Here is a 25,567-nt window from a genome sequence, read left to right on the forward strand (position 1 = left end):
GGCCGAGATTACCCTGACGACGTGAGTGAGACTGCCGTGACCGCCACTACGACCTTCCGCGAGCGCCTGTACGTGACGTGGTGGATCTGGCCGCTGCCGCTGCTCGCGGCCGCGCTGCTGGCCGCCGAGGTGCACATGGGCTTCCCCGGCGTCCGGTCCTGGCTGCCGTACGTGATCCTGCTGCCGCTGACGGTCGCGCTGATCGTCAAGATGGGGTCCACCAAGGTGGAGGTCGCCGACGGCGAGCTGCGCGCCGGCGACGCGCACATCCCCCTGGAGCTGCTCGGCGAGGTCGAGATCTTCTCCACCGCGGACCGCCGCCGCGTCATGGGCCGCGAGCTCGACCCCGCGGCGTTCGTCGTGCACCGCGGCTGGGTCAAACCACTCGTGCGGGTGCACGTGACCGACCCCGAGGACCCGACGCCCTACTGGGTGATCAGCACGCGGCACCCCGAGGAGCTCGCCGCGGCCATCAGGGCCTGAAACACAACTGGGCGCCACCCGAGAGGGTGAGCGCCCAGTTTTTCTTCGGCGGACTGTCGCTGTCGTGGATCAGGCGCAGTCGCGGCAGATGTACGTGCCGCCGTTGTCCTCGGCGAGCCTGCTGCGGTGGTGCACCAGGAAGCACTTCGAGCACGTGAACTCGTCGGCCTGCTTGGGCAGGACCTTGAACGTGAGCTCCTCGCCGGACAGGTCGGCGCCCGGGAGCTCGAAGTTCTCCGCGCTCGCGTCCTCGTCGACGTCGACGACGCCGGACTGCGTCTCGTTCCGCCGGGCCTTCAACTCCTCGAGGGAGTCCTCAGCGAGTTCGTCCGCCTCGCTGCGACGCGGCGCGTCGTAGTCGGTCGCCATCTTCTTCACCCCTGCGGTCTACGGAGACTGTTCGTGTCGCTGGTTAACGCTCCAGCGACCTCTTTTGTGCCCCACGTCAAGGTGACGTAGGTCTCCCACACCCGGCGGGCAAGCCAACCCCCTCGACGTGACCGTCGGCTTGATCGAAATGTGTGCGGAGCGCGCAGAGGGTAGCTCATTGTCCGAGTGGCTCGACATCGGGTTACCCCTTACCGACCGGACGGGTGACACAACCTTTCTACGCTGGACCGATAGGCTGTGCGGCAGCACACGCGCCTCGGCGTGCAACCTGACGCCGAGCCGGTACCGTCCTGACTGTGAGCAATCAGGCTGGTGCGGTGGGTCACTCCCGCCGGGGCGCGCTACAGCCGGGCAAGGCCTAGGCTGATCTGAGGGACGGATCACGGGGAGGGCTTCGAACGTGGGATCCGCATCGGGAAGCTTGACGCCTTACAAGAGGCGTCGGCCCGTGCCCGCGCTCGTCCTGTTCGCGGTGCTGTTGGTCAGTTCCGTGTTCGTGTGGGTGAAGGTGCTCGGCAACGCGAGCGACGTGGACGCGGCCATCAAGTGCAACGCGCCGGGCAACGTCACGACGTCGGCGAGCGCCGCGGCGCCCGACCCGGCCGCCGCCTCGACGGCGGCGCCCCCGCCGCTCGGCACCGTCCTGGAGCACGACGCGCTGGACCGCACCAACCCGGTGCCGGTCGGCGAGGTCAACTTCAAGGTCGTCAACGCCTCGACGCAGCGCAACCACGCCAAGGCCGTCGCGACGATGTTCACCGAGCTCGGCCTGAAGCAGGCGGCCGACCCCGGCAACGACCCGGTCTACCCGGCGGGCGACATGGGCTGCCGCGGCCAGCTGCGCTTCGGCGCGCCCGGTGCCTCGGCGGCGCGGACGCTGTCGTTGCTGGAGCCGTGCCTGGAGCTCGTGCGCGACGACCGCCAGGACGCCACCGTCGACGTGGCGATCGGCAAGAAGTTCGACGAGGTCAAGCCGAACAGCAACGCCCGCAAGGTCCTCGACCAGCTCAGCGAGTGGGCGGCGCAGCAGCCCGAGCAGCAGGGCGGTCAGGTCGCCGCGGCCACCCCGCCGTCGCTCAACGCCGACAACCTGGCCGGCGCACGCGACGTGACCTGCTGATCTCTCCCGAGGTGCCCGCTATCTTGCGGGCATGGGGGTTGATCTTCTTCCCGGCGAGCACGTCCTCTGGGCGGGCAGACCGGCGAAACGCACCGTGTTCCTGCGCCACGACCCGCGCTGGATGCTGTTCAGCCTGAAGTTCGACGCGATCGGGCTCCTCGCCGTCGTGGCGGTCGTCGCGGTGCCGGCGCTGTGGACCGGAGAGTTCGACACGGAGCTGTTCCGGATCCTCGTGATCGTGTTCCTGGCCCCGGAGGCCGTTCGCTTCGTCGAACCGTTCATCTGGCGCTACCGCACCCTGCGGCGCACGACCTACTACGTCACCAACCAACGCGTCGTGTCCATCCCACGACGACGAGCGCGGTCGGTACGCCTCAAAGAGATCGACTACCTCGGGTTCTCCGAAGAGCCCGACGGCACCGGCTACGTGCGGCTCGACGGCCGCCTCATGCCGGACGGCTACGGCAACGGAACCGTCGCCGAACTGCTCCACGTCCCGGACGTCCGCGAAGTCGTCACCCTGCTCTCGACGCTGACCGACAAGCCCGCGAACGAGCATTGATCCGTCAACCTCGACATTGACTGGTCAACCTCGAACCGTCCGCGCTTATGCAAAAGACGTTTGCGGACGACCGCAAACGTCTTTGCATAAGCCCTCGAACAGGTGCTCTGAGCTGGGGTTTTCAGACCTTGCCGTAGCCGGACTCGACGAGCGCGGCGTACAGGGCGTCCGCGATGCCCGGGGTGGCGGCGAACGTCGCGTCCTCCCCCAGTTCGGGCGACGACCCCGGCAGCCGCACGACCGCGCCGGCCTCCGCGGCGATCAGCCCGCCGGCCGCCCAGTCCCACCGCCCGAGCCCGTGCTCGGTGTAGGCGTCGAGCCTCCCGGCCGCCACAGAGCACAGGTCCAGCGACGCCGCACCGGCACGGCGCAGGTCGCGCACGCGGGTCGACATGCCCGCCCACGCGTCGGCCTGCCGCTGACGCCGCTCCGGCCGGTACGCGAACCCGTAGCCGAGCAGCGACAGCGACAGGTCGGTGGTCGCGGAGACCCGCAGCGGCTCGCCGTCGAGGAACGCGCCGCACCCGCGCGCGGCCGTCCACATGCGTCCGGTCGCGGGCTCGAACACCGCGCCCGCCACGGACTCGCCGTCGAGCTGCGCCGCGATCGACACCGAGTACCAGGGGATGCCGTAGAGGTAGTTGACGGTGCCGTCGATGGGGTCGACGACCCAGGTGAGGCCAGGCAAGACGCTGCCGCCCTCTTCCTCGCCGAGCACCGGTTCACCGGGGCGCAACTCGGACAGACGCGTCCGGACGAGTTGTTCCGAGGCGCGGTCCGCGGCCGTGACCACGTCCGTCGAGGTGCTCTTCGTGTCGAACGAGACGACCGCGGCGGCGCGCATGCGCTGAACAAGAGCCCCCGCCTCCCGTCCGACGGCTGCCGCGATGTCAACGAGTGGCCGGGGATCGAACACGACCGGTTCCCTCCTGCGTCACTAGCACGGGACTATCGGACAACGTCAGGCTAATGTCTGCGCACCACGGTTACTGAATCGAAGCACGCAGGATCGAGTAGGAAGGACCACGGGGATGGGCATCACCCGCGGGTTCGGTGTGGACATCGGCGGCTCCGGCGTCAAGGGCGGCCTGGTCGACCTCGAGGCAGGAGCACTGGACGGCGAACGCATGCGGATCCCCACGCCCCAGCCGTCGACACCGGAGGCGGTGGCGGAGGTCGTCGCGGAGATCGTCGAGAAGTTCCAGTGGGACGGCCCGGTGGGCGTCACTCTGCCGTGCGTGGTCAAGCACGGGGTCGCCCTCAGCGCCGCGAACGTGGACAAGGGCTGGATCAACTGCGACGCGCAGGCGCTCTTCGCCGAGCGGCTCAAGCGCAGGCCCGAGGACATCGTCGTGATGAACGACGCGGACGCGGCCGGCATCGCGGAGATGTCGTTCGGCGCGGGTGTGGGCAAGAACGGCACCGTGGTCCTGCTGACGTTCGGCACGGGCATCGGCAGCGCGGTCTTCCTCGACGGCAAGCTGGTCCCGAACACCGAGTTCGGCCACCTGCAGGTCGACGGCCACGACGCCGAGAAGCGCGCGGCCGCCTCCGTGAAGGAGGAGAAGGAGCTGTCCTGGGAGGAGTGGACGCCCCGGGTCAGCCGGTACGTCAACGTGCTCGAGGACCTCATCTGGCCGGACCTCGTGATCGCCGGTGGCGGCGTGAGCAAGAAGGCGCACAAGTGGTTGCCATTGCTCAAGGTTCGCACCGAAGTGGTTGCCGCCGCACTGAAGAACGACGCCGGCATCGTGGGCGCCGCATGGGCCGCCGCGCACGGCGTCAGGCCCTAGTGAGCGTTCGACACCGAAACGTGTCCGACTCGATCTAGCTGCGACAACGCAGGTGAGAGCGCCCCGAACGACCTCGGGGCGCAACACCGGGTCACCGACGTCGTTACAATGGAACGCACACCCGCCGGGCAAGATCGGCGGGGAGATCCCCTGAACTCTGGCGACCGAGGTTTCGCGCCCTCTGGTCCGCCTTGAACGACCGTCGCGAAAGGGCGTACGTGGCAGCCGCAGAAACCGCAACCCGACGCTCCAGCTCCGCCGCGAGCGCCGCCAAGACGACCAAGGCGACCGCGGCCGGCGAGGCCGAGGAGAAGCCGAAGCGCAAGACGACCGCTGCGGCAGCGAAGAAGCCCGCCGCGGCCAAGGCCCCGCGCAAGACGGCCGGCAAGGCCGATCCTGCCGCGAAGGGCACCAAGAAGGACGGCGAAGAGCCCGAGGACATGGAGGGCGCTCCCGGCGCCGAGGACCTGGAGGACGTCGAGATCGTCGACGAGCCGGTCGTCGACGAGCCCGAGGAGGCGGAGGACCCCGAGAACAAGGGCGACTTCGTCTGGGACGAGGAGGAGTCCGAGGCCCTGCGCCAGGCGCGCAAGGACGCGGAGCTCACCGCCTCGGCCGACTCGGTCCGCGCGTACCTCAAGCAGATCGGCAAGGTCGCCCTCCTCAACGCCGAGGAGGAGGTCGAGCTCGCCAAGCGCATCGAGGCGGGTCTCTACGCCGCCGAGCGCGTCCGCCGGTCCGAGGAGGAGGCGGAGAAGCTCACCCCGCAGCTCCGCCGCGACCTGCGCTGGATCGTCCGCGACGGCGAGCGCGCCAAGAACCACCTGCTCGAGGCGAACCTCCGCCTCGTCGTCTCGCTGGCCAAGCGCTACACCGGCCGCGGCATGGCGTTCCTGGACCTGATCCAGGAGGGCAACCTCGGTCTGATCCGCGCGGTCGAGAAGTTCGACTACACCAAGGGCTACAAGTTCTCGACGTACGCCACCTGGTGGATCCGTCAGGCGATCACCCGCGCGATGGCCGACCAGGCCCGCACCATCCGCATCCCGGTGCACATGGTCGAGGTCATCAACAAGCTCGGTCGCATCCAGCGCGAACTGCTCCAGGACCTGGGCCGCGAGCCCACCCCGGAGGAGCTCGCCAAGGAAATGGACATCACGCCCGAGAAGGTGCTGGAGATCCAGCAGTACGCGCGTGAGCCCATCTCGCTGGACCAGACGATCGGTGACGAGGGCGACAGCCAGCTCGGCGACTTCATCGAGGACTCCGAGGCCGTTGTCGCGGTCGACGCCGTCTCGTTCACGCTGCTGCAGGACCAGCTGCAGTCCGTGCTCGCGACGCTGTCCGAACGCGAGGCGGGCGTCGTCCGGCTGCGCTTCGGCCTCACCGACGGCCAGCCGCGCACGCTGGACGAGATCGGTCAGGTCTACGGCGTCACGCGTGAGCGCATCCGCCAGATCGAGTCCAAGACGATGTCGAAGCTGCGTCACCCGTCGCGCTCGCAGGTCCTGCGCGACTACCTCGACTAGGTCTTACCCAGTCATACGCACACAGCCCCGCACCGGTTCGGTGCGGGGCTGTCGCGTTTTCGCGAAATGAGCATCCCCGTGCTCATGTGCCGTCCCGCTGGTCGCGCCAGCATCGGTTCCGGACAACGGAACGAGGGGGACACATGGGCAGGTCCGTGCTCGAAGGCGCGTTCTCACTGCTGGACCGGCTGACCGACGAGGGCGAACTGGGGCTCTCGCAGCTCGCCGACCGCTGCGCGTTGCCGAAGACCACGGTGTACCGGCTGCTGGACCAGCTGGAGTCGTTGGGCGCGGTGGAGAACGTGCGCGGCCGCTACCGGGTCGGTGCGCAGATGTTCCGGTTCGGGCAGGCCTGGGAACCGGCACCGGGCGTCCTGCGGGCGGCGCGGCAGCCGTTGCGGGCGCTGTCCGCGACGACCAGGACGTCGGCGATCTTCGCGGTGCCCCGGCACGACCGCGTGCTGGTGGCGGCGGCGAGCATCGTGCGAGCCGAGGACGTGGCCCGGTTGCGGCCGGGAGCGACGGTGCCGGCGGGTGTGGAGCTCGTCAGCGCACCGGTGCGGGCGCCGGCCGGTCTGGTCGTGGGGACGGTGTCCGCGGTGCTCGGCCACGGCCGCTCTGCAGCGGTTCTGGAGGCGGCCGTCGGGCACGCGGCGAAGGCCGTCAGCGCGGCGCTGGTGAGCTGAATGATCACGGTCTCGCGTCCGAATCGTGGGACGTTCGTGACCTGTTCGCTGCGGGCGGACAAGGGCAACCGATATCACACTCCCGGCCGCACGCAACCGACCGGATGGCCTGAACACACTGCTCCACCAGCGGGTTTCCGGTTGCTCAGCGTGCGTGTCAAGACGGTGAACCGGTGGCGAACACAGGTGTAGTCGTGCTGCAGGTGGGTAAATCGCAGAGTGACGCGAGTCGCCACGTACACGGGAACACTGACTATCGCCGAAACGTCTGTCAGAGTGGAGCCAGCGAGCACCGCGCACCGTCCAGGGGCGCTGTGGTCGCAGCTTGGTAAGAGGGCACCGAAACACACCGTTTCCGGTGCTGGGACGGAGGGAGATTCATCATGACTGCAGCACTCACCCGCCCCGAGTTGACCGCTGCCGACCGCTGCGACCGCTGCGGGGCTGCTGCCCAGGTTCGCGCCTTGCTCCCGTCCGGGGGCGAGCTGCTGTTCTGCGGGCACCACGCTCGCGCGCACAGTGAGAAGTTGCGCGAACTCGCTGCTGAGATTCAGCAGGGCTGACTTCCACCCCACCTAGCCGCTCGGGGCGGGGACCCTCACGGGTCTCCGCCCCCTTCGCTTTCTAGAGGGCGTCGAGCACCGGCTCGAAGGCCAGTTCGGCGGCTCCGACGAGCTTCGCGTCACGCCCCAGCGGCGACGTCACGACCTGGGTGCCGCCGACCGCGCGGGACACGAGACTGCGCACCTGCACGGCCGAGCTCACCGCGTCGACCACCGAGGCCGGCAACGCCGTGTAGAGGTCGCCGAGCACGACGAGCTCGGGTCCGAGGACGTTGACGATGTTCGCGAGCCCCAGTGCGAGCCAGTCGGCGAACTCGTCGAGCACCGACGGGTCGTCGAGCGCCCGCAGCGCCGCGACGACCGCGCCGCGCGGGGCGTCGTCGGGCAGGCCGAGCGCCCGGCACAGCGCCGGTTCGCCGACCTCGGTCTCCCAGCAGCCGTCGCAGCCGCAGTAGCACCGGCGGCCGCCGCGCGGGTTGACCACCATGTGCCCGAGCTCGCCGACGTACCCGCCGGAGCCGCGCAACGGTTGCCCCGACAGGATCACTCCCCCGCCGACGCCGACGTCCGCGGAGATGTAGACCATGTCCGAGGACTCCCTGGCCGCCCCGCGCACGTGCTCCGCGAGAGCGCCCAGTTCCGCGTCGTTGCCGACCTGGACCGGCAGCTTCAGCACCGCCTCGAGGCGCTTGCCGAGCGCGACACCGGTCCAGTGCAGGTTGGGTGCCTCGTGCACGTGCCCGTCGGCGCGTCGCACGACACCGGGCACCGAGACACCGACCCCGACGGCGGTGACGTCGAGGTCGTCGGCCATGAGGCGCGCCGACTCGACGATGTGCGTGATGACCTCACCCGGATCACGCGTCCGGTGCAGGTTCCAGCTGTCCCGACCGAGGATCTCGCCGCCGAGACCGACGAAGCCCATGGCCACGTGCTCCACCCGCACGTCGATCGCGATGACGACCGCGGCGTGCGGCTGGGGCAGGACCAGCAGAGAGGGCCGGCCCGCTCCGCTGCGCAGAGCGGGCACGCGTTCGGCGACCACACCGGCTTCGGCGAGGCCGTCCACCAGGGCCTTGATCGTGCTGCGGTTGAGCCCGAGCTCAGCCGCGAGCGACGCCCTGGTGGACGGTCCGTCGACGTGCAGTCGGCGCAGCAGCGCCGTCCTGTTGTGCCTGCGGATCTCGTCGGGACGGGTGCCGGACGTGGGTCCCGTCACCGCGGTCAGCGCGCCGCGGTGGCCGCCCGGCGGCGGGACAGCGCGTCGACGCTCGCGGCGAGCAGCAGGACCAGGCCGGTCACGATGAACACGACGGCGGCGGGCTGCCGGAGCAGACCCATGCCGTTCTGGATGATCGCGAGGACGGCACCACCGATGACGGCGTCGCGCAGGCGGCCCTTGCCACCGAACAGCGACGTGCCACCGATGACGGCCGCACCGACCGACAGCAGCAGCGTGTTGCCGCCACCGGCGTTCGGGTCGACCGAGCCGACCTTCGACGAGTACACGATGGCGCCGATCGCGGCCGCCGCGGAGGCGATCACGAACACGCTCATGCGGATGCGCTCGACGTTGATACCGGCGCGGCGCGCGGCCTCCTTGTTGCCGCCGACGGCGTAGAGGTGACGGCCGTAGGAGGTGCGGTCGAGCACGAACGTGCCGATCACCAGCAGCACCAGCACGATCGGCACCACGAACGGGACGCCCTCGATGATCACGAGGTCGCTCGGCGCGCGGTTGACCGACAGCGCGTAGGTGATGACGGCGGACAGCACCGCGAGGGCGCCGATCTTGATCAGCACCAGCGAGGTGGGCTGGGCGACGAGGCCCTTGCGCAGCCGCGAGAAGTGCCGCGTGAGCACGACACCCGCGTAGCCGCCGACGGCGACGATGAACAGGCCCCACGAGGCGACCGGGCTCAGGTTGCCGTTGGCGACGTTGAAGATCGTGTCGTCGCGCAGGCCGAGCGTGCCGCCCTGGCCGATGAGCTGCAGCACGACACCGCCCCAGACCAGGAACAGCGCCAGGGTCACGACGAACGACGGGATGCCGACCCGCGCGACGAGGAAGCCGGTGACGCAGCCGATGGCCGCGCCGACGCAGACCGCGAGCAGCATCTCGACCCACGGGTTCGCGGGCACGCCGACGGCGGCGATGACCAGTGCGATCGCGGACAGCACCGCGCCGGCCCAGATCTTCATCAGCGACGAGAGCACGATCGCGAGCACCAGCAGGCCGCAGAAGACGTAGAAGACGCCGTCGCCCATGCCGCCGAGCAGGTTTCCGCCGTGGATCAGGTGCAGTGCCATCACCGACGCGGTCACACCGGACGCGGTACCGGCGGACAGGTCGATCTCGCCGAGCAGCAGCACGAACACCAGGCCCATCGCGATGATGGTGATGCTGGCGCCCTGCTGGAGGAGGTTGGCGAGGTTGCCGAGGGTGAAGAACGTGTCGGACAACGAGCTGAACACGACCAGCAGCACGACCAGCCCGAGCAGCGCGGGCAGCGAGCCGAGCTCGCCGCCGCGGACCCTGGACCAGTAGTCGCGGACCGCCTCGCCCGTGGACTGGGACGTCGTGTCGATGCCGAAGTCGGAGATCGCGCCCTGCGGGGCGGCCTCGTTGTCGTGCTTTTCGGTGGTGTCGGTCATGCTCGCCTCTTCGGAACTCATCAGATCGTCGCCGCCTCGGGGCGGGCGATGCCCAGGTCACCGGAACGCCCGGCGGTGATCAGCTCGACGACCTGGCCGTGCGTGACGTCCTTGGTCGACACGACGGCGGCCATGCGGCCGAGGTAGAGGCACGCGATCTTGTCGGCGACCTCGAAGACGTCGTTCATGTTGTGGCTGATCAGAACGACGCCCAGGCCCTGCTCCGCGAGCCGGCGGACCAGGTCGAGCACCTGCCGCGTCTGCGCGACGCCGAGAGCCGCGGTGGGCTCGTCGAGCAGCACGACCTTGCTGTTCCACAGCACGGCCTTGGCGATCGCGACGGTCTGGCGCTGGCCACCGGACAGCGACGAGACCTGCGTGCGCACGGACTTGACGGTGCGGACGGACAGCGACGCCAGCGTCTTGCGCGCCGCCTGCTCCATGTCGGTCTCGTCGAGCAGACCGGTCTTCGTGGTGCGCTCGCGGCCGAGGAACATGTTCTGCACGATGTCGAGGTTGTCGGCCAGCGCGAGGTCCTGGTACACGACCTCGATTCCGAGCTCGGCGGCGTCGCGCGGGCCCTTGATGTGGACCGGCTCGCCGTTGAAAAGGACCTCACCCGAGTCGGTCGGGTGGATGCCCGCGATGCACTTGACCAGCGTCGACTTGCCCGCGCCGTTGTCGCCGACGAGGGCTGTGACCTCGCCGGGGTTCACGTCGAGGTCGATGTCGTGCAGGACGTGCACGGGACCGAAGCTCTTGTTGATGCCGCGCAGCTCGAGAATCGGCTCGCTCACTGGGGTTTCCTCCGTGGTTACCACGCGACGAGAGGCGGGGCGTGATCTCGCACGCCCCGCCCCCATCGCGAGCGCTACTACTTGATGCCGAGCTCGGTGCAGGCGGCCTGGGTGGCGGCCACGCAGATGTCCGACGCCTTGACGAACTGGGCGTCGACGACCGTCTTGACCTTGTCCTTGGTGATCAGCTGGGACGTGAGCAGCACGGACTTGACGTCGCGGTTGCCCGTGGTGTCCTTCGTGGTGCCCGACGCCAGCTTGTCGGCGCCCGCGGTGTCACCCTTGGCGAGCAGACCGGCGAGCTTCGCGGCGGCCTCGGCCTCTTCCTTGATCGGCTTGAAGACCGTCATGTACTGGTCGCCGAGCAGGACGGCCTGCAGGCCCTCCGGGGTGGCGTCCTGGCCCGTGACCGGGACCTTGCCGTTCAGGCCGTACTTCTTGAGCACGGTGATGACCGCGCCGGCCAGACCGTCGTTCGCGGCGACGACGCCGTCGACCTTGCCGCCGTTGCCGGTCAGGATCTGCTCGAAGACCTGGCCACCGACCTGGTTGTCCCACTTGTCGATCGCCTGGGACTGGACCAGCTTGAGCTTGCCCGAGTCGTACAGCGGCTTGAGGACCTTCTTCTGGCCGTCGGCGAAGAGGGTGGCGTTGTTGTCCGTCGGCGCGCCCTCGATCTCGATGACCTGAGCGCCCTGCGGCTTGTCCCTCATCGCGTCCGCGAGGCCCTGGCCCTGCAGCTCGCCGACCTTCACGTTGTCGAACGAGACGTAGTACGACGAGGAGCCACCCAGGTTCAGGCGGTCGTAGTCGATGACCTGGATGCCCTGCGCCTGGGCCTTCTTGGCGACGGAAGCGCCGACCTCGGAGTTCGGCGTGGCGATGATCAGGACCTTGACGCCGGCGTTGATCATGCCGTCGGCCAGGGTGCTGAACTTCTGGACGTCGCCCTGCGCGTTCTGGATGTCGGGGTCGAGACCCTCGGCCTTCAGAGCGGCCTCCAGGAGGGGCTTGTCGAAGCCCTCCCAGCGAGCGGAGGTGGCGGTCTCAGGAAGGATCACGCCGACCTTCGCGCCGCCTGCGCTGCCAGAGTTCGTGTTGGAGCTGCCCCCGGTGTTCGAGGACTGGTTGGCACCACATGCCGAGACTGCCAGGGCGAGGCCCGCGGTCAAGGCGATGGAAGCGAGAGTCTTGCTGCGCATCCGCCATCCCTTTCACTGCGCTGTGTCACAGAGAATGTTGTGGCGCACAACGTATGCCCGACATATGCGTGACCGGAACCACACTGGATCGATTAAGTCGCAACGATGCGGTAACCGTGGCGAAATTTAGTCACTGAGAGTCGTGAGAGCGTTACCACCGCGCTACCGAATCCTGCGGTGCCGGATCGGATCTCGCTCCCTGCGAACGCTCGCCGTTCATCTCCCGGACACCCCTAGGTTGGGTGCATGACCATCGACAAGGAAGCCGCCGAAAGGCTGGCGAACTCCTTCGGTGCCGAAGCGGCGCGCTACGACCGCACCCGTCCGCCCTACCCGGAGGCGTTGGTCGCCAATCTCGTCGCGGCGAGCCCCGGCCCGCGCGTCGTCGAGGTCGGCTGCGGCACCGGGGTGCTGTCCCGGCAGCTCCTGGCGGCCGGGCTGGAGGTGCTCGGGGTGGAGCACGACGAGCGGATGGCCGCGTTCGCCCGTGGCGCCGGGGTCGATGTCGAGGTGGGGAAGTTCGAGACCTGGGACCCGGCCGGTCGCGCGTTCGACGCCGTCGTCGCTGGGCAGTCGTGGCACTGGGTCGACGCCGAGGCCGGACCGCGGAAGGCGGCGGACGTGCTGCGGCCCGGCGGCGTGTTCGTGGCGCTGTGGCACGTGTTCGGCACACCGAAGGCGATCGCCGACGCGTACGTGGCGGCGTACGAGAAGGTGGCGCCGCGGATGCAGCACCGCGTCGGGCACGACTACGACGAGGCGTTCGAGGCCTACCGGGCGGGGTGCGTGCGCACGGGTGACGCGCTCGTCGCCACCGGTGCGTTCGGCGAGCCCGTCCACTGGCGGTCGGACTGGGAGCAGGTCTTCACGACCGCCGAGTACGCCGACCTCATGCGGACCATGAGCCCGATGGCACTGCTCGCCCCGGAGCAGGCCACCCGGCTCCTCGACGAGGTCGGCGCCGCGATCGACGCGATCGGCGGCCGGTTCACCCAGCGCTACTCGACGCTCGCCGTCGCCGTCCCCCGCCGCTGACCGCTACCAGGACCGCAGGGTCGCGATCCGCTCCTCGAGCTGCTCGATGGTGGCCATCGCCGTGGGCGGGCCGCCGCAGTACTCGCGCAACTGGTTGTGGATCTTGCCGTGCGGCTTCTTCGTGCGGTGGTGGTGCATCGCGACGAGGGTGTTGAGCTCCTTGCGCAGGGACGTGAGGCGTTCCTGCACGCCCACGGGCCGTGCCTCGCGCACGGGTGCCTCGGGCTTGGGGCGCTTGGCGGCGAGGGCCATCTGCTCCTCCTGCCGCTGCAGCAGCAGGGTCCGCACCTGGTCGGGTTCGAGCAGGCCGGGCAGGCCCAGGTACTCCTGCTCCTCCTCGGAGCCCGCGTGCGTCGGGGCGCCGAACGACGAGCCGTCGAAGATCACCTGGTCGAGCTCGGCGGTGGTGCCCAGGGCCGTGAAGGCGCGCTCGTCCTCGCCGGGCTCGTCCTTGGCCTGGTTGGCCGCGGCCATGAGCTCGTCGTCCCAGCCGTCCTTCTCGCGGTGCGGCTTGCCCAGGACGTGGTCGCGCTCGGCCTCCAGCTCGGAGGCGAGCTGCAGCAGCACCGGCACCGAGGGCACGAACACCGTGGCGGTCTCGCCGGGCTTCCGGTTGCGCACGAAGCGGCCGATGGCCTGGGCGAAGAACAGCGGAGTCGACGACGACGTCGCGTACACGCCGACCGCGAGCCGCGGCACGTCGACGCCCTCGGACACCATCCGGACGGCGATCATCCAGCGTTCGGTCGTGGCGGAGAACTCGGCGATCTTGCCGGACGCCTTCGGGTCGTCCGAGAGCACCAGCGTGGGGATCTGGCCGGTGACGCGTTGCAGGACCTGCGCGTAGGCCTTGGCGACGGTCTGGTCGGTGGCGATCACCAGGCCGCCCGCGTCCGGCAGGCCGTTCTCGCGCTTCTGCGTGAGCCGCTGGTCGGCGGCGCGCAGCACGGACGCCATCCAGTCGCCGGCCGGGTCCAGGGCCGTGCGCCACGCGCGCGCGGTCTGCTCCTGCGTCAGCGGCTCGCCCAGCCGTGCGGTGTACTCCTCGCCCGCGCTGGTCCGCCACGACGCCTCACCCGAGTACGCGAGAAACAGCACGGGCCGGACGACGCCGTCGCGCAACGCGTCGGCGTACCCGTACGTGTGATCGGCCTTCGAGGTCTTGAAGCCGCCGTTGCTCTCCTCGTACTGCACGAACGGGATCGGCGAGTCGTCCGAGCGGAACGGCGTGCCGGTGAGGCACAGGCGCCGCACCGCGGGAGTGAAGGCCTCGCGGATCGCGTCGCCCCACGACTTGGCGTCACCGCCGTGGTGCACCTCGTCGAGCAGCACGAGCGTCTTGCGGTTCTCGGTGCGCACCCGGTGCAACGTGGGGTGGGCGGCGACCTGCGCGTACGTGACAGCCACACCGTGGTAGTCGCGGGAGGTCATCGCGTTGGTGTTGCGGAAGTTCGAGTCGATGTGGATGCCCTGCTCGGCCGCGGCCTTGGCCCACTGGTGCTTGAGGTGCTCGGTGGGCGTGACGATCGTGACGGCCTCGATCGTCCGGTCGGCCAGCAACTCGGCCGCGACGCGCAGCCCGAAGGTCGTCTTGCCCGCGCCGGGCGTGGCGACGGCGAGGAAGTCCTGCGGCTTCGCGGCGAGGTACTTGGTCAGCGCGCGACGCTGCCAGGCTCGCAGCGGTCGCATTGCTGCCGGCGTTGCTGCTGGCGCTGTCACAGACGTGTTTCTCCTCATTTGCGCAGGTCAGACATAGCAATACCCTCAGGCGGACCGCGGCCGAGGGCACTGCGACTCTACCTGTTCCGGGCGTCGATGCCGCGAAACGTGGCGGTATGCACCATGCTTGTCACCGCGATGGTTTCGCCTTCCGACAACAGCACACGCAGGTCCGGCCGCAAGGGGCCGCTGCGTCTACTCGCGCGCACGCTGTCGAAGGCGTGGCAGGGCAACATCTTCTCAGAAGCCGCCGAGGCCGCGTTCTGGCAGACGCTCTCGTTCCCCCCGCTGCTGCTCGGAGTGCTGGGCTCGATGGGCTGGATCGGCACCTGGTTCGGCCCGGAGATCGTCCAGTCGGTCGAGGAGAAGATCATCGGGTTCACCCGGACGATCTTCAGCGCCGACGTCGTCAACGGCGTGATCCAGCCGACCGTCGCGGAGATCCTCTCGACCGGCAAGGGCGAGATCGTGTCGATCGGCTTCCTGATCTCGCTGTGGGCGGGCTCGTCGGCCATGTCGTCGTTCGTCGACGCGATCACGGTCGCGCACGGCCAGTACGGCGTGCGCAACGAACTGTGGCAGCGCATCTTCGCCCTGCTGCTCTACATGGTGTCACTGGTGGCACTGGTGGTCGGCCTGCCGGTGCTGGCACTGGGCCCGGACGTCCTGCCGCAGTTCTTCCCCGAGTCGTGGCAGCCCTACATCGAGACGTGGGTGGGCCGGTTCTACTACCCCGGCGTCGCGTTGCTGCTGGTGCTGTCGCTGTCGGCGCTCTACAAGGTCGCGCTGCCGCGCCGCCTGCCGTACCACCGCGTGCTGCCGGGCGCGATCCTCGCGATGGCCGTGTTCATCCTGTCGTCCATCGGCCTGCGCCTGTACATCCAGTGGATCACCACCACCGGCTACACCTACGGCGCGCTGGCGACGCCGATCGCGTTCCTGCTGTTCGTGTTCTTCATCGGCCTGGCGATCACGATCGGCGCGTACTTCAACAGCGCCATCCAGGACATGTGGCCCGCGCGCATGACCCGCCGGCAGCGCCGCCGCTGGCGCCGGCTGGAGATGGAACGGGCGGCGTCGCGCATCCGGTCCGAGGCGGCCGCGCCCAGGCCGGAGAACAACGGGGGCTACTCGGCGCCGTCTCCGGCCGACACGCAGCTCACGTCGCCGCTGCCGATCCAGAAGCCCTCGCCCGAGACCGAGGAGGAGAAGCAGCGCGGTTAGAACGCAGCAACGCCCGGCGCCTCGACCGGGTCGAGGCGCCGGGCGCGTGACGTGCGAGACCTACTCGTCGCCGCCGGGCGGCAGGTTCTCGTAGATCTTCTTGCAGTCCGGGCACACCGGCGAACCGGGCTTCGGCGACCGCGTGACCGGGAAGACCTCGCCGCACAGCGCGACCACGTGCGTGCCCATCACGGCGCTCTCGGCGATCTTCGCCTTGCGCACGTAGTGGAACATCTTCGGGGTGTCGTCCGAGGACTGGTCGGTCTCGTCCGGCCGTACGTCGACCTCGGGGAGAGTCTGGGTGCTCACGCGCCCAGGGTACCTGGGATGATGTCCCCTCGTGACCACGCTGCACATCGCCGATGAAGTTGCCGCCGCCCTCGCCGAGAACCGGCCGGTCGTCGCTCTCGAGAGCACCATCCTGTCCCACGGCCTGCCCGCGCCGCGCAACCTGGCCGTCGCCGCACGCCTGGAGAAGGTCGTGCGGGAGGCCGGTGCCGTCCCCGCGACGATCGCCGTCCTCGACGGCGTGCCGCGCATCGGCCTGACCTCCGCCGAGCTCGACCGCGTCTGCAACCAGGGCGACCTGGTGAAGCTCTCGCTGCGCGACCTCGGTCCCGCCTACGCCCTGGGCCGCGACGGCGCGACGACCGTGGCCTCGACCACCGCCCTCGCCCACCAGGCCGGCATCCGCGTCTTCGCGACCGGCGGTCTCGGCGGCGTGCACCGCGGCGCCCGCGAGACCTGGGACGTGTCCGCCGACCTCGACGTGGTGGCGACGACGCCGGTGCTCATCGTCTGCTCCGGGGTGAAGTCGATCCTGGACATGGGCGCGACCCTGGAGGTGCTGGAGACCCGTTCGGTGCCGGTCGTCGGCTACCAGACCTCGCGGTTCCCGGCCTTCTACCGCCGCGAGTCGGAGTTCGACGTCCCGTGGCGCGTCGAGAACCCCGCCGAGGCCGCCGCGGTCTTCGCCGCCGGTGACCGCGGGATGCTGCTCGCGAACCCGATCCCCGCCGCGTTCGAGATGGACTCCGCCCTGCACGACCGCCTGCTCGCCGAGGGCCTGCAGAAGCTGGTCGACGGCGACGTGCGCGGCAAGGACGTCACGCCCGTCCTGCTGGAGCACTTCCACACCGCCAGCGAGGGCGTGAGCCTCGACGCGAACGAGGAGCTCGTCGTCAACAACGCCTCCGTGGCCGCCGCGGTCGCCGTCGAGCTGTTCCGGTGAGGCCGGTTGTCGTCGTCGGTGACGCGGGCCTCGACGTGGTGGCCCGCCACACCGGCCCCATCGCGCACGGCGGCGACGTCCGCGCCAAGGTCACCATCGAACCGGGCGGCGCCGGCGCCAACACGGCCGTCTGGCTCGCCGCGTGCGGCGCCTCCCCGGTCCTGGTGGCGCGCGTCGGCGCCGACTCGGCGGGCCGCCAGGTCCACGCCGAACTCACCTCGGCGGGCGTCCAGTGCGCCTTCGCGGTGGACCCGGACCTCGCGACCTGCTGCGTCGTCGTCCTCGTCGACGAGGACGGCCAGCGCTCGATGCTGCCCGACCGCGGCGCGAACGCCCGCTTCTCCCCCGCCGACCTGACCCCGGGCCTGCTCGCCGCACCCGGCGGCCACCTGCACCTGTCCGGCTACGTGCTGCTCGACGCAACCTCACGCCCGGCGGGTCTGGCCGTGCTGGAGGCGGCCCGTGCCGCGGGGTGGACGACGTCGGTGGACCCCCAGGCCGCCGTCCTGATCCACTCGGCGGAGGCGTTCCTGGAGGACGTGCGCGGCGTCGACTTCCTCCTGCCCAACGCCGACGAGCTGCTCGCGCTCGCGGGCTCGTCGGAGCCTTCGGCGGCCAAGTCGTTGCTCTCGCACGTCGGTGCCGTGGTGGTGACGTCGGGACCGGACGGCGCGACGTGGGTCGACGCGGACGAGCTGGTTTCGGTCCCCGCTGAAGTCACCGAGTGCATCGACTCGACGGGTGCGGGCGACGCGTTCGACGCCGGGTTCCTGGCGGCCTGGCTGTCCGGGGCGTCGAAGCGTGACGCGTTGCTCGGCGGGGTTCGGGCGGGGTCTCGCGCGGTCGGTGTCGTCGGCGCCCAGCCGCCCCGCTAGCCCGCGCGTCCCCTGGGCTTCCCGGCCCACCCGCATGCAAAAAACGTTTGCGGACATCCGCAAAAGACTCATTGCAAAGCCGCGCAGGCGTGGCGATCTTTGCAACAGGTCTTTTGCGGACGAAGTCCAAAGAGCTGTTGCAAAGGCGAGGACGGCGTCGAGAGCTGCTCGGCGAGAACGGGGACGGCGGGTCAGCCGTCGATGACGGTGGTGCTCTTCGGCGCGATGGCGCGGCGCTCGACCTCGTAGCGGTTGGCCTTCTCGGTCTTGCGCGGCGGCCGGTCGTTCGCGATCAGCACGGCCATCCACGGCAGCGGCACGGACAGCACGATGAAGAACAGGGCGAGCCACCAGGTGTGCGCGAACAGGGCCGCGAGGATGAGGCACGGGAACCGCAGGCTCATCATGATCGCGTACTTCCGGCGCCGGGCGGCGTGCTGCTCTTCGTAGGACGGGGCCGCCTCGGTGATCAACACCGGGGTGTCGTTCCGGTCGGGACTGCTCACGACACCACCTCCACCCGTCAATGGTCCCACGTCCGGGTGACCGCCGGGACGGCCGGTCGGCGGTTAACATCCGCGAGTGGTCGCCCTTGATCGGCTCGTGGACGTGCTCGGCAGCCTGGGCACGCACCTGGCCTGCGCGCCGAGGGGGCGTGACGCCGAGCTGCGCGGGGTCGCGCTGCACGACCCGGCGGAGAACACGCCGGCCGCCGCGGGCGACGTGCTGCTCGGGCTGGGCACTCCGTCGGTGGCCTCGGCGGTGCGGCTGGTGTCGTCCACGGCGGCGTCCGCGGTCGTGCTGCACGGCAAGCCCCCGCTGGACGAGCGGGTCGTGGCGGCGGCGAAGAAGTCCGGGGCCGCCGTGTTGCTGGTGGATCCGTCGGTGCCGTGGAGCCAGCTCGCGAACGTGACGCAGACGCTGGTCAACGGCGGTACGCGGACCGGGGACCTGTTCGGGCTGGCCGACGTCATCGCGGGCGTGGTCGGCGGGCCGGTGACGATCGAGGACCAGCAGTCGCGCGTGCTCGCGTACTCCTACCGGCAGGAGGACGTCGACCCCGTGCGCGTGCAGACCATCCTCGGGCGGCGGGTGCCGGAGGAGGCCCGGCGGGCGCTGGACGAGTTCGGGGTGTTCACGCACCTCGCGTCGTCGGACGAGCCGATCTTCGTGCCCAAGCTGACCGACCAGCTGGGCAACCGGCTCGTCGCCGCCGTGCGGGCGGGTCGTGAGCTGCTCGGGTCGGTGTGGGTGGAGGTCACGGGGCCGGTGGACGCGGCGCGCAGTGCCGCGCTGGTCGACGGGGCGCGGACGGCGGCGTTGCACCTGCTGCGGTCGCGGGCATCGACGGACCTCGAACGCCAGGCCGAGGCGGACCTGGTGATCAGGTTGCTCGACCAGCCGGAGTCCGCCGACGTCGCCCGCCTCGGGCTGCCGTCGGCCGACCTGCGGGTGATCGCGGTGCAGGCGCACGCGGGCGAGGGCGAGCACGGTGCGGCGGTGCTCGCGTTCCAGCGGGCGACGGCCGGGTTCGGCTGGTCGCGGCCGGGACGCAGCGCGCTGTTCGGCAACGTGCTCTACACGATCATCCCGGCCGCCGACGACGCCGTCGCGTGGGTGCGGTCACTGGTGCGGGAGCTTCCGGCGGAGGCGACGGTGCTGGCGGGCATCGGCGGGCCGGCCGAGGCCACTCAGCTGCCGACGTCGCGGCAGGAGGCCGATGAATGCCTCGCGCTTTCCACCGGTGTACCGGTTGTGTACGACGACGCGTGGGCCGAAGTGCTGTTGCACCGGCTCGCCGCGGTCGCCGAGGCCGGGCGGCTGCCGAGCCGGGGTCCGATCTCCGAGATCGTGCGGTACGACGCCGAGTACGGGACGCAGTACGCGACGACGCTCCGGGCGTGGCTCGCGGCCCAGGGGGACGTGCGGGCGGCGGCCAAAGCGCTCAACGTGCACCCGAACACGCTGCGGTACCGCCTGCAGAAGATGGCCGAGGTGACGCCGCTCCCCCTCGACGACCCGGACCAGCGCCTCGCGATGGCCATCGCCCTCCGCATCACGCGCTGACCCACCGGGCGTGAAAGCATCTCCTCCCGTGCACCCCGATCTTTCTGCCGACCTGTGCGCCCGTCTGCGCGAGGCCTTCCTGACCGCCGGCTACACCGCGGACGGCGTCGTCGACGCGCTCGGCCCGCAGGCCCACGCCGCGCTCGGCCGCGGTGAGCCCGAGCCCGCCCGCCGCGCCAGCAAGGACGCCGGGTCGCTCGGCACGCTGATCCGCCTGTTCCTGCTCGGTGACGCCGAACCCGAGAAGGACGTCCGCGCGGCGCTCCACGGCGTCGACATCGACGACGCCGTGAAGAACGAGGTCCTCACGAAGGACCTGAAGGCCGGTCTCGACGTCCGGCCGTACGAGGACAACTGGTGGGTCGTCGCCGACCTCGACTCCGACCTGCGCGGCGGCGCCGTCCCCGAGGACCACGTGCTCGGCGTCGGCCACGCGTCCATCAGCCTCGCCCGCGCGACCAAGCGCACGCCCGTCGGCACGGTGCTCGACCTCGGCACCGGCTGCGGTGTCCAGGCCCTGCACGCCAGCACGCACGCCGAGCGCATCACCGCCACCGACCTGTCCGAACGCGCGCTGAGGCTCGCCCAGGGCACGTTCCGCCTGAACGAGCTCGACGTCGAGACGCTGCAGGGCGAGTGGTTCGGGCCGGTCCGCAACCGGCGGTTCGACCAGGTCGTCTGCAACCCGCCGTTCGTCGTCGGGCCGCCGCGCGTGGACTTCGTCTACCGCGACTCGGGCCTCGCCGGCGACGACGCGTCCGCGCTGGTCATCCGGCAGCTGCCCGCGTTCCTCAACGAGGGCGGCGTGGGCCAGCTGCTCGCGTCCTGGGTGCACCGCAAGGGCGAGGACTGGGAGGAGCGGGTCTCGAGCTGGCTCCCGCGGGGCGGCATCGACGCGTGGTTCGTGCAGCGCGACATCGCCGAGCCCGCCCTGTACGTCGGCACGTGGCTCAAGGACGCGGGCGTCGACCCGCGCAGCCCCGAGGGCCGGCAGAAGGCCGCGGCGTGGCTCGACTGGTTCGAGGAGAACGACGTCCAGGGCGTCGGCTTCGGCTACGTGACCCTGCGGCGCACCGACGAGATGCACTCCCAGGTCGTCTGCGAGGACCTGCGCCACGCCTACGACGACCCGCTGGGTCCGGAGGCGGCGCGCTGGCTCGACAACGTGGCGTGGCTCCGCGCGAACCCCGACCTGCTCGGTCAGCGGTTCCGGGTCGCCGACACCGTGCTGCTCGAGGAGGTGTCCGAGGCCGGTGACGAGGGCTGGCGCAAGGTCGTCGCCCGCCTGCACCGCACGGACGGGCCCGGCTGGCAGCACGAGGTCGACGAGGCCACCGCGAAGCTCGTGGCGGGCTGCACCGGCGCGTCGCCGCTGGAAGACCTGCTCTCGCTGCTCGAGTTCGCTTACGGAGAAATCGACGCGGAAGCGGCCTTGCCGATCGTTCGTGATCTCATCCGGCACGGAATGTTGATTCCCGCATGAAAGCAGTTGTGGCGCGCGTCACAGAGGCGAGCGTCGAAGTCGAAGGGGAGATCGTCGGCGCGATCGACGAGCCCGGATTGCTGGTGCTGCTCGGCGTCCACCACGACGACACGGCCGAGCAGGCCCGCAAAATGGCCCAGAAGCTGCACGGCCTGCGGATCCTCGACGACGAGCAGTCGTGTGAGTCCACCGGTGCTCCGCTGCTGGTCGTCAGCCAGTTCACCCTCTACGGGGACACTCGCAAGGGCCGCCGTCCGTCCTGGACGGCGGCCGCCCGGCCCGAGCACGCGGAACCGTTGGTGAACGCCGTGGTGCAGGAACTACGCCAAAAGGGCGCGCGCGTCGAAACAGGACGATTCAGAGCCGAGATGAAGGTACGCAGCGTGAACGACGGTCCGTTCACGGTGATCGTAGAGCTCTGAGGAAAGGGTTCTCAGGCAGTTCTCAGATTAGTCGCGCAACCGCTGTGACAGCGGTGACGTCTTCAGGTCATGGAAGTCGGGAACGAATTCGGAATCGCGTTCGTTACCCAGGTATCAGCCAGCTAGCGATGGGATCCCGAGCGGGCCCACCGCAACCGGCAACCAGGGCGCAGCGCCGCGCCGCCTTGACCGCCACGCGCGACTGATCGATCAGGAGCCACAGGCCTGACCGACAGCAGCGTCGCCCGCACCAGGGGGAGGGAGATCCATGACCGTCACGAGGATCTCCGACCGTGAAGTCGGAGAGAACACCAGCACCGTCGTCGAGCACGAACTCGACGCGCAGGGCCCCGCAGCCGACCTCGTTCGAGTCTACCTGAACGGAATCGGCAAGACCGCGCTCCTCACCGCCGAGGAGGAGGTGGAGCTCGCCAAGCGCATCGAGGCAGGTGTGTTCGCGCAGCACGTCATGGAGACGGCCAAGCGCCTCACGCCCACCCGCCGCGACGAGCTGGGGGAGCTCGTCCGCGACGGCCGCCGCGCCAAGGACCACCTGCTCAAGGCGAACCTGCGCCTCGTCGTGTCGCTGGCCAAGCGCTACACGGGCCGGGGCATGCCGCTGCTGGACCTGATCCAGGAGGGGAACCTGGGTCTGATCCGCGCGGTCGAGAAGTTCGACTACACCAAGGGCTTCAAGTTCTCGACGTACGCGACGTGGTGGATCCGCCAGGCGATCACCCGCGGCATGGCCGACCAGGGCCGCACCATCCGCCTCCCCGTCCACCTCGTCGAGCAGGTGAACAAGCTCGCGCGGATCAAGCGCGACCTGCACCAGACGCTCGGCCGCGAGGCGACGAACGAGGAGCTCGCGAAGGAAGCGGGCCTCAACGTCGACAAGGTCGCCGACCTGCTCGACCACGCCCGTGACCCGGTATCGCTCGACATGCCGGTCGGCACGGAGGAGGACGCGCCCCTCGGTGACTTCATCGAGGACTCGGACGCCACCGACGCCGAGAGCGCCGTCATCTCCGGGCTGCTGCAGGACGACCTGCGCCGCGTCCTCGCGACGCTGGAGCCGCGCGAGCAGGCCGTGATCCGGCTGCGCTACGGCCTCGAGGACGGCCAGCCGCGCACGCTCGACCAGATCGGCAAGCGGTTCGGCCTGTCGCGCGAGCGGGTGCGCCAGATCGAGCGCGAGGTCATGTCGAAGCTCCGCCAGGGCGAGCGGGCCGCGAAGCTGCGGGCCTACGCCTCCTAGCAACCGAGGCGTCACGGTCGGATCTCACCCGTCCAGCAGTATTGACTTGTGACTCAACTCACGGCACGGTCGGGCGTTACCAGAGCCACGCGACGCCCGTCGTGAGCCGGGTTTCGCACGCGAAGGAAGGTCGGGGCGGCCGGGGGCCGCCCCGGCCTTCCGCGTTTGCGCAGGCGTAGTGAAGAACACGGTGGACGCGGACCGGAAGGTCCGGTTGATGGCGGTACGGTTTTCTGATCCGAACTGCACACCGTTGGAGTTGTGTACGCCGTGCCCACCACTTTCGAGTACACCGACGTCCTGCCTCTGGCGAAGGACACCGAGACCGAGTACCGCCTCGTCACGTCGGACGGGGTGAAGCTGATCGAGGCCGGTGACCGCAAGTTCCTGGAGGTCGCCCCCGAGACGCTGACGCTGCTCGCGAAGGAAGCGATCAAGGACATCCAGCACCTGCTGCGTCCGTCGCACCTCGCCCAGCTGCGCAAGATCGTCGACGACCCCGAGGCGTCCGGCAACGACCGCTTCGTCGCCATGGACCTGCTGCGCAACGCCGCCATCGCGTCCGGCGGCGTGCTGCCGATGTGCCAGGACACCGGCACGGCGATCATCATGGGCAAGCGCTCGGAGACCGTCCTGACCGGCGGCGAGGACGAGAAGGCGCTCGCCCGCGGCGTCTACGAGGCCTACCAGGAGCTCAACCTGCGCTACTCGCAGATGGCTCCCGTGACGTTCTGGGACGAGAAGAACACCGGCACGAACCTGCCCGCGCAGATCGAGGTGTTCCACAAGCCCGGCCAGGAGCCCGTCTACGAGTTCCTGTTCATGGCCAAGGGCGGCGGCAGCGCGAACAAGACGTTCCTCTACCAGGAGACGAAGGCGGTGCTGAACCCGAAGCGCCTCGCGTCGTTCCTGGACGAGAAGCTCCGCTCGCTCGGCACCGCGGCCTGCCCGCCGTACCACCTCGCGGTCGTCGTCGGCGGTCTGTCGGCCGAGCAGAACCTCAAGGTCGCGAAGCTCGCCTCCGCCCGCTACCTCGACACCCTGCCCACCGAGGGCTCGGCGTCGGGCCACGCGTTCCGCGACACGGACCTCGAGCAGCAGGTCCTGGAGCTGACGCGGAACTTCGGCATCGGCGCGCAGTTCGGCGGCAAGTACTTCTGCCACGACGTGCGCGTCATCCGCCTCCCCCGCCACGGCGCGTCGCTGCCGGTCGGCATCGCGGTCTCGTGCTCGGCCGACCGCCAGGCCAAGGCCCGCATCACGCCGGAGGGGGTGTTCCTGGAGCAGATGGAACGCGACCCGGCGCAGTTCCTGCCCGAGATCGAAGGCGAGGACCTCTCCGACGAGGTCGTCAACATCGACCTCACGCGCCCGATGGCGGAGATCCGCGAGATCCTCACCAAGCTTCCGGTGAAGACCCGCGTGTCCCTCACCGGCCCGCTGGTCGTGGCCCGCGACATCGCGCACGCCAAGATCAAGGAGCGCCTCGACGCCGGCGAGGACATGCCGCAGTACATGAAGGACCACCCGGTCTACTACGCCGGTCCGGCCAAGACGCCCGAGGGCTACGCCTCCGGTTCGTTCGGTCCGACCACCGCGGGCAGGATGGACTCGTACGTGGAGCAGTTCCAGGCGGCGGGCGGTTCGATGGTGATGCTCGCGAAGGGCAACCGCTCCAAGCAGGTCACCAACGCGTGCGCGACGCACGGCGGCTTCTACCTGGGCTCGATCGGTGGCCCGGCGGCGCGGCTCGCGCAGGACTGCATCCGCAAGGTCGAGGTGCTCGAGTACCCCGAGCTCGGCATGGAGGCGGTCTGGAAGATCGAGGTCGAGGACTTCCCCGCGTTCGTCGTGGTCGACGACAAGGGCAACGACTTCTTCGCGGAGACGTCGACCCCGACCTTGCAGATCAGCTTCCGCCGGTAATTTCCTCCGAGACCCCCAATCAACCAGTACGCTCGTACTGGTTGATTGGGGTCTCGTCGTGATCCACCACGTGCAGGTCGCCTGCCCCGCGGGCGCCGAGGACGACCAACGCGCGTTCTACACGGGCGTGCTCGGCTGGACCGAGTTGCCGAAGCCACCGCTGCTCGCGGCACGCGGAGGGTGCTGGTTCGCCGTGCCGGGCGGGGGCGAGGTGCACGTCGGGGTCGAGGACGGCTTCCGGCCCGCGCGCAAGGCGCACCCGGCGTTCGTGGTCGACGTGACGCGGACGGCGGAAGCGGTCGCCGCGGCCGGTCATCCCGTCGTCTGGGCGGATCCGGCGGAGATCCCCGGCCGGCGGCGGTTCCACACGTTCGACGGTGTGGGCAACCGGATCGAGTTCCTCGCCGACGCCTGACTTGGCGGGACAACCGTCAGTCGAGGTCGTCGGCGGCATCGATCGGCACCGAGATGTTGTCCGGCCGCCTCGCCGAGCCACGACGACTCGCCCCTCAGCGTGACGAGGTTGGCCTCGGAGAAACTCGGGGTC

26 protein-coding genes are annotated in these 25,567 nt (G+C 70.0%); 17 read left to right on the forward strand and 9 right to left on the reverse strand.

Features of this window, described 5'->3' with window-relative positions; all coding sequences use genetic code 11:
- Nucleotides 1-21 precede the first annotated feature (21 nt).
- The gene (locus tag ABZX02_RS27745; RefSeq protein ID WP_355302183.1) at nt 22-483 is read left to right on the forward strand and encodes a DUF3093 domain-containing protein; all 462 of its coding nucleotides are present in this window, start codon (nt 22-24) and stop codon (nt 481-483) included.
- 69 nt (nt 484-552) lie between these two features.
- Here ABZX02_RS27745 and ABZX02_RS27750 read toward each other — a convergent pair whose 3' ends face one another.
- Entirely contained in the window at nt 553-852 is a 300-nt protein-coding gene (locus ABZX02_RS27750; RefSeq protein ID WP_030474775.1) for a DUF4193 domain-containing protein, read from the reverse strand.
- 421 nt (nt 853-1,273) lie between these two features.
- On the opposite strand from ABZX02_RS27750, the gene cei reads away from it, so the two are divergent.
- Nucleotides 1,274-1,993, forward strand: a complete 720-nt coding sequence (cei, locus tag ABZX02_RS27755; RefSeq protein WP_355302186.1) for an envelope integrity protein Cei — start codon at nt 1,274-1,276, stop codon at nt 1,991-1,993.
- 31 nt (nt 1,994-2,024) lie between these two features.
- On the forward strand, nt 2,025-2,555 hold the full coding sequence (locus tag ABZX02_RS27760) for a PH domain-containing protein (protein ID WP_355302188.1): 531 nt from the start codon (nt 2,025-2,027) through the stop codon (nt 2,553-2,555).
- 121 nt (nt 2,556-2,676) lie between these two features.
- Here the strand turns inward: ABZX02_RS27760 and ABZX02_RS27765 are convergent, their stop codons facing one another.
- Nucleotides 2,677-3,471 (reverse strand): inositol monophosphatase family protein, encoded by a 795-nt coding sequence (locus tag ABZX02_RS27765; RefSeq protein WP_355302190.1) that lies wholly within the window; start codon nt 3,469-3,471, stop codon nt 2,677-2,679.
- Between the two features lie 115 nt (nt 3,472-3,586).
- Between ABZX02_RS27765 and ppgK the strand changes: the two genes are divergently transcribed.
- From ppgK to ABZX02_RS27785, 4 genes are all read left to right on the forward strand, one after another.
- The gene (gene ppgK, locus ABZX02_RS27770) at nt 3,587-4,348 is read left to right on the forward strand and encodes a polyphosphate--glucose phosphotransferase (RefSeq protein WP_355302192.1); all 762 of its coding nucleotides are present in this window, start codon (nt 3,587-3,589) and stop codon (nt 4,346-4,348) included.
- Nucleotides 4,349-4,566: 218 nt separating this feature from the next.
- Entirely contained in the window at nt 4,567-5,877 is a 1,311-nt protein-coding gene (locus ABZX02_RS27775) for an RNA polymerase sigma factor (protein WP_355302194.1), read from the forward strand.
- Nucleotides 5,878-6,020: 143 nt separating this feature from the next.
- On the forward strand, nt 6,021-6,563 hold the full coding sequence (locus ABZX02_RS27780) for a helix-turn-helix domain-containing protein (protein ID WP_355302196.1): 543 nt from the start codon (nt 6,021-6,023) through the stop codon (nt 6,561-6,563).
- 380 nt (nt 6,564-6,943) lie between these two features.
- Nucleotides 6,944-7,126 carry a hypothetical protein gene (locus ABZX02_RS27785; protein ID WP_045316573.1) on the forward strand — a complete coding sequence of 61 codons (183 nt, stop codon included), beginning with the start codon at nt 6,944-6,946 and terminating at the stop codon, nt 7,124-7,126.
- 61 nt (nt 7,127-7,187) lie between these two features.
- Here the strand turns inward: ABZX02_RS27785 and ABZX02_RS27790 are convergent, their stop codons facing one another.
- The 4 genes from ABZX02_RS27790 to ABZX02_RS27805 form a co-directional block, all read right to left on the reverse strand.
- Complete coding sequence (locus ABZX02_RS27790) at nt 7,188-8,345, reverse strand: ROK family protein (protein WP_355302198.1); 1,158 nt, start codon at nt 8,343-8,345, stop codon at nt 7,188-7,190.
- A gap of 5 nt (nt 8,346-8,350) precedes the next feature.
- The gene (locus ABZX02_RS27795) at nt 8,351-9,781 is read right to left on the reverse strand and encodes an ABC transporter permease (RefSeq protein WP_355302200.1); all 1,431 of its coding nucleotides are present in this window, start codon (nt 9,779-9,781) and stop codon (nt 8,351-8,353) included.
- Between the two features lie 20 nt (nt 9,782-9,801).
- A complete protein-coding gene (locus tag ABZX02_RS27800; RefSeq protein ID WP_355302202.1) occupies nt 9,802-10,578 on the reverse strand; it encodes an ATP-binding cassette domain-containing protein in 777 nt (258 codons plus the stop codon).
- A gap of 77 nt (nt 10,579-10,655) precedes the next feature.
- Nucleotides 10,656-11,780, reverse strand: coding sequence for a substrate-binding domain-containing protein (locus tag ABZX02_RS27805; RefSeq protein WP_355302203.1), 1,125 nt, complete (start codon nt 11,778-11,780; stop codon nt 10,656-10,658).
- Nucleotides 11,781-12,026: 246 nt separating this feature from the next.
- Between ABZX02_RS27805 and ABZX02_RS27810 the strand changes: the two genes are divergently transcribed.
- Nucleotides 12,027-12,815 carry a class I SAM-dependent methyltransferase gene (locus ABZX02_RS27810; RefSeq protein WP_355302205.1) on the forward strand — a complete coding sequence of 263 codons (789 nt, stop codon included), beginning with the start codon at nt 12,027-12,029 and terminating at the stop codon, nt 12,813-12,815.
- A 3-nt stretch (nt 12,816-12,818) separates the two neighbouring features.
- Here ABZX02_RS27810 and ABZX02_RS27815 read toward each other — a convergent pair whose 3' ends face one another.
- Nucleotides 12,819-14,504: a DEAD/DEAH box helicase gene (locus ABZX02_RS27815; protein WP_355302207.1), complete on the reverse strand. Its 1,686-nt coding sequence runs from the start codon at nt 14,502-14,504 to the stop codon at nt 12,819-12,821.
- A 168-nt stretch (nt 14,505-14,672) separates the two neighbouring features.
- Between ABZX02_RS27815 and ABZX02_RS27820 the strand changes: the two genes are divergently transcribed.
- Nucleotides 14,673-15,758 (forward strand): YihY/virulence factor BrkB family protein, encoded by a 1,086-nt coding sequence (locus tag ABZX02_RS27820; protein ID WP_355302209.1) that lies wholly within the window; start codon nt 14,673-14,675, stop codon nt 15,756-15,758.
- Between the two features lie 60 nt (nt 15,759-15,818).
- Here the strand turns inward: ABZX02_RS27820 and ABZX02_RS27825 are convergent, their stop codons facing one another.
- Nucleotides 15,819-16,067, reverse strand: a complete 249-nt coding sequence (locus ABZX02_RS27825) for a DUF3039 domain-containing protein (protein ID WP_355302211.1) — start codon at nt 16,065-16,067, stop codon at nt 15,819-15,821.
- A 31-nt stretch (nt 16,068-16,098) separates the two neighbouring features.
- On the opposite strand from ABZX02_RS27825, the gene ABZX02_RS27830 reads away from it, so the two are divergent.
- The gene (locus tag ABZX02_RS27830; RefSeq protein WP_355302213.1) at nt 16,099-16,989 is read left to right on the forward strand and encodes a pseudouridine-5'-phosphate glycosidase; all 891 of its coding nucleotides are present in this window, start codon (nt 16,099-16,101) and stop codon (nt 16,987-16,989) included.
- Nucleotides 16,986-17,864 (forward strand): sugar kinase, encoded by an 879-nt coding sequence (locus tag ABZX02_RS27835; RefSeq protein WP_355302215.1) that lies wholly within the window; start codon nt 16,986-16,988, stop codon nt 17,862-17,864. Before ABZX02_RS27830 ends, ABZX02_RS27835 begins: the two co-directional genes overlap by 4 nt.
- A gap of 191 nt (nt 17,865-18,055) precedes the next feature.
- Here the strand turns inward: ABZX02_RS27835 and ABZX02_RS27840 are convergent, their stop codons facing one another.
- Entirely contained in the window at nt 18,056-18,370 is a 315-nt protein-coding gene (locus ABZX02_RS27840; protein ID WP_355302216.1) for a DUF3099 domain-containing protein, read from the reverse strand.
- Nucleotides 18,371-18,446: 76 nt separating this feature from the next.
- Between ABZX02_RS27840 and ABZX02_RS27845 the strand changes: the two genes are divergently transcribed.
- The 6 genes from ABZX02_RS27845 (at nt 18,447) to ABZX02_RS27870 (ending at nt 25,435) form a co-directional block, all read left to right on the forward strand.
- Nucleotides 18,447-19,931 (forward strand): helix-turn-helix domain-containing protein, encoded by a 1,485-nt coding sequence (locus tag ABZX02_RS27845; protein ID WP_355302219.1) that lies wholly within the window; start codon nt 18,447-18,449, stop codon nt 19,929-19,931.
- Between the two features lie 10 nt (nt 19,932-19,941).
- Entirely contained in the window at nt 19,942-21,414 is a 1,473-nt protein-coding gene (locus tag ABZX02_RS27850; protein ID WP_355302221.1) for a methyltransferase, read from the forward strand.
- Nucleotides 21,411-21,836 (forward strand): D-aminoacyl-tRNA deacylase, encoded by a 426-nt coding sequence (dtd, locus tag ABZX02_RS27855; protein ID WP_355302224.1) that lies wholly within the window; start codon nt 21,411-21,413, stop codon nt 21,834-21,836. The genes ABZX02_RS27850 and dtd overlap by 4 nt, the downstream gene beginning before the upstream one ends.
- Before the next feature lie 268 nt (nt 21,837-22,104).
- Nucleotides 22,105-23,094 (forward strand): sigma-70 family RNA polymerase sigma factor, encoded by a 990-nt coding sequence (locus ABZX02_RS27860; protein WP_355302227.1) that lies wholly within the window; start codon nt 22,105-22,107, stop codon nt 23,092-23,094.
- A 270-nt stretch (nt 23,095-23,364) separates the two neighbouring features.
- Complete coding sequence (locus tag ABZX02_RS27865; protein ID WP_355302230.1) at nt 23,365-25,020, forward strand: fumarate hydratase; 1,656 nt, start codon at nt 23,365-23,367, stop codon at nt 25,018-25,020.
- Nucleotides 25,021-25,078: 58 nt separating this feature from the next.
- Nucleotides 25,079-25,435, forward strand: coding sequence for a glyoxalase (locus ABZX02_RS27870; RefSeq protein WP_355302232.1), 357 nt, complete (start codon nt 25,079-25,081; stop codon nt 25,433-25,435).
- Nucleotides 25,436-25,567: the final 132 nt, after the last annotated feature.

The sequence above is a fragment of the Lentzea sp. NPDC003310 genome (assembly GCF_040610935.1).
GTDB lineage: Bacteria > Actinomycetota > Actinomycetes > Mycobacteriales > Pseudonocardiaceae > Lentzea.

Excerpts from the sequence above, each read along its gene's own strand:
- ABZX02_RS27750 (WP_030474775.1), bottom strand. The coding sequence starts at position 852 with ATGGCGACCGACTACGACGCGCCGCGTCGCAGCGAGGCGGACGAACTC.
- ABZX02_RS27760 (WP_355302188.1), top strand. The coding sequence starts at position 2,025 with ATGGGGGTTGATCTTCTTCCCGGCGAGCACGTCCTCTGGGCGGGCAGA.
- ppgK (WP_355302192.1), top strand. The coding sequence starts at position 3,587 with ATGGGCATCACCCGCGGGTTCGGTGTGGACATCGGCGGCTCCGGCGTC.
- ABZX02_RS27780 (WP_355302196.1), top strand. The coding sequence starts at position 6,021 with ATGGGCAGGTCCGTGCTCGAAGGCGCGTTCTCACTGCTGGACCGGCTG.
- ABZX02_RS27795 (WP_355302200.1), bottom strand. The coding sequence starts at position 9,781 with ATGACCGACACCACCGAAAAGCACGACAACGAGGCCGCCCCGCAGGGC.
- ABZX02_RS27805 (WP_355302203.1), bottom strand. The coding sequence starts at position 11,780 with ATGCGCAGCAAGACTCTCGCTTCCATCGCCTTGACCGCGGGCCTCGCC.
- ABZX02_RS27810 (WP_355302205.1), top strand. The coding sequence starts at position 12,027 with ATGACCATCGACAAGGAAGCCGCCGAAAGGCTGGCGAACTCCTTCGGT.
- ABZX02_RS27815 (WP_355302207.1), bottom strand. The coding sequence starts at position 14,504 with ATGCGACCGCTGCGAGCCTGGCAGCGTCGCGCGCTGACCAAGTACCTC.
- ABZX02_RS27820 (WP_355302209.1), top strand. The coding sequence starts at position 14,673 with ATGGTTTCGCCTTCCGACAACAGCACACGCAGGTCCGGCCGCAAGGGG.
- dtd (WP_355302224.1), top strand. The coding sequence starts at position 21,411 with ATGAAAGCAGTTGTGGCGCGCGTCACAGAGGCGAGCGTCGAAGTCGAA.
- ABZX02_RS27860 (WP_355302227.1), top strand. The coding sequence starts at position 22,105 with ATGACCGTCACGAGGATCTCCGACCGTGAAGTCGGAGAGAACACCAGC.